Here is a 2,883-nt window from a genome sequence, read left to right as displayed (position 1 = left end):
TTTCCAAAGCCAAGCAAAAATTCCCAAGATGAAGAAGTAGATCATCACGTAAATGCCAGTGCTCTCGCGCTCAGCCTTTTTGCTGTCGCCTACTTTTTCTATGTAAGATACTATGTCGTCTTCAGCAGCTTTGTTTAAGCCAACTCTAGGCATCGCAGTGCCTGGAAGCATCTTTTGAGTATCGTTTATAAATTTATGCAAGTAGTCAGCACCTTTTGAGCGGATCATCATAGATAGATCAGGTGGGTTTGAGCCCATATAAGCTGCAAGGCTTGCTTTGTTGCTAAGAGTATATTTTTTATCATACTTCATATCGTGGCATCTTTGACATGCGTCAGCAAAGACCTTTTCTTCAGTGATCTTGCTCTTTGCATCTGCGTCAGCTGATACCTTTTTAAGGTAAGCAACTATGTCAGCGATCTCAGCGTTTATATCGCCGCCAGCACCCATAAATGCAGTCATCGGATAAGGATGCTCGTCGTTAAATTTATGAGATAGTTTTACAGCCATAGTTGGATTTTTGATGAGTGCAGCTAAAAATCTCTCGTCATAAATTTTACCAGCTGTGCTAAGATCTGGTGGCACTACGCCAAAGCTTTGGCTAGCTGTCTCAGCGTCCATACTAGCTGGCATGCCAGCTGCTTCGATGCCGTGGCATCCTGTACATCCAGCTGCTCCAAATGTCTCAGCGCCTTTTGCAGCATCACCTTTTGCAAGGTCGATCGAATTTATATCAGCCCAAAAAGCTGTATAGTCATCAAGAATTTTTTGTGCTGTCTCAACATCTTTTGTAGCTGCTTCTATACTAGCTTTATTTCCGCTAGCTTTTGCAGCCTCGAGCGCCTCTTTTTTCTGCTCTAAAAAGTGTTTAGCGTAGTCAGTATCTTCTTTTGAGAAGTTATACTCAGCATTTGCAGTATGCGGATGAAGCTTTGTGTGAGCGTAAGGCTCGATGCCCCAGTATAAAATACCTGAAAGGATAACAACGATGGCAAAAATTTTAAGCTCTTTCATGATTAGCCCCTTTTTCTTTCAAGTATTGTGATAACTGGAAGTGCGATTATAAATAGCACTAAAAATAGTAGTGATGCGTAAAATCCTATCCAGTCGTTGATGCCGCCTGTTGGGAGCTTGCCATATATAGATAAAACGATAAGGTCAGCAACTAGCACCCAAAACCATACGAAAAATAGTGGTCTTTTGTGAGCTGGTGCGACAAGGCCGCTTCTATCAAAGAGTGGTATAAGCATAAATGCCACGCCCGCAAAGGCAAACGCGATAAGACCAATGTTATAAGCTGAAATTCCTGCTATATCAAAGAAGAAGCCACGTAAAATTTCATATTGCCACAAGAAGTACCACTCTGGGTAGATGTGTGGTGGAGTTTTTAGTGGATTTGCTGGCTCAAAGTTGATAGGATCCATCGCAAAGCCAAAATGATAGCAAACGAGATACATAACAAATATCATAAAAAATGATACATACATGAAGTCTTTTGCCAAAAATCCTGGCCAAAATGGTATAACTTTAGCTTTTGCTCTGTCGCCGTGTAGATAAACCTCAGCCTCTACATCAAAGTCGATATCTTCGCTTGTTAGGTTATTTACGTGTGGAACTCTTAGTGAGTAGAAGTGGATAACCAAAACAACGATAGTTACAAGTGGTAGCAAGCATACGTGAAGCATGAAAAATCTTGTAAGTGTCGAGTCGCCAACTGCATAATCGCCTCTAATCCACTCAACCAAAGCATCGCCGATAACTGGCACGCCACCAAAGAGCTGAGTGATAACAGTAGCCGCCCAGTAGCTCATCTGACCCCATGGGAGCATATAGCCGCTAAATGCCTCTGCTGAAAAACAGATAAAAAGCACCATACCACTTACCCAAATGACCTCTCTGCCTCTTTTGTATGAGCCATAGTAAAGTCCAGTAAGCAAGTGGATATACATGATAAGAAAGATAGTCGATGCTGAAATCGCGTGGATATGACGCCACAGCCAGCCGTATTCAACCTCTTGCATGATAGTGTAATTTACGCTATCAAAGGCTAAATGTATGTCTGGTTTGTAATACATCATAAGCAAAAAGCCAGTGATGATCAAAAGTAAGAAAAGTGTCGTTAGGATAACGCCCATCGCCCAAAGGAAATTTATATTTTTTGGGATCCAGTATTCGCTAACTAGAACCTTCATAAGTTTTGTAAAAGCTAGGCGCTGGTCAAGCCAGTCAATAACGCCAGTTGATTTATGAGATAAAGACATCGCTAACCTCCTAAGCTTTAGCTACTAATTTTTCATATTCTGGGCTTGTTTCGCCTAGAACTAGCTTGGTTCCATCTATCTTAAATGGTGGGATATCAAGCGGTCTTGGTGGAGGTCCGTATGTCTGTATGCCATCAGCGTTAAATTCGCCGCCATGACAGGCACAGACAAAAATTTGCTTGCTAGACTTGTACTCAGGGATACATCCTAGGTGTGTGCAAAGTCCGATAAGAACTACATATCTCGCATCTCCAACGACTACATCTCTCTTGTCGTTTTTAGCCATATCTGGACTTTTTTTGAGGATAAAAATAGGCTTTTTACGCCACTCAACCTGTCTCATTTCGCCATCTTTGATCGGGCTTAGATCGACAGTTGTAAAACCAGCAGCTTTTACGCTAGGGAGCGGATCCCAGGTCTTTTTCATGGCAACTAGTGACATCGCGCCACCCACAGCTGCCACTGCACCAAACGCAAGGCCGATAAAGCTTCGTCTTTCTTGCTTTACTGACATTAATTTCCTTTCTATAAATAAAATTTAAACGATTATACTCCCAAAAAATTAAAAAACTATAATCTCACAATATAGTTTGTAAAAATAAAGTGGATTTAAGCTTTTTTT

General features: G+C 41.4%; 3 protein-coding genes. All 3 read right to left on the bottom strand.

What is annotated here, in order from left to right:
- Positions 1 to 1,014: c-type cytochrome (locus Q0296_RS05420; RefSeq protein WP_298037667.1), on the bottom strand; the 1,014-nt coding region annotated here is incomplete at its 3' end.
- A gap of 2 nt (positions 1,015 to 1,016) precedes the next feature.
- A complete protein-coding gene (locus Q0296_RS05415) occupies positions 1,017 to 2,261 on the bottom strand; it encodes a cytochrome bc complex cytochrome b subunit (RefSeq protein ID WP_021089393.1) in 1,245 nt (414 codons plus the stop codon).
- Positions 2,262 to 2,271: 10 nt separating this feature from the next.
- Positions 2,272 to 2,775, bottom strand: coding sequence for a ubiquinol-cytochrome c reductase iron-sulfur subunit (gene petA, locus Q0296_RS05410; protein WP_298037663.1), 504 nt, complete (start codon positions 2,773 to 2,775; stop codon positions 2,272 to 2,274).
- Between the last annotated feature and the right edge of the window lie 108 nt (positions 2,776 to 2,883).

This window comes from uncultured Campylobacter sp., from assembly GCF_937890585.1.
Taxonomy (GTDB): Bacteria; Campylobacterota; Campylobacteria; order Campylobacterales; family Campylobacteraceae; genus Campylobacter_A.
The sequence above is the reverse complement of the archived record's forward strand: the minus strand, read 5'-3'. Positions and strand labels throughout refer to the sequence as shown.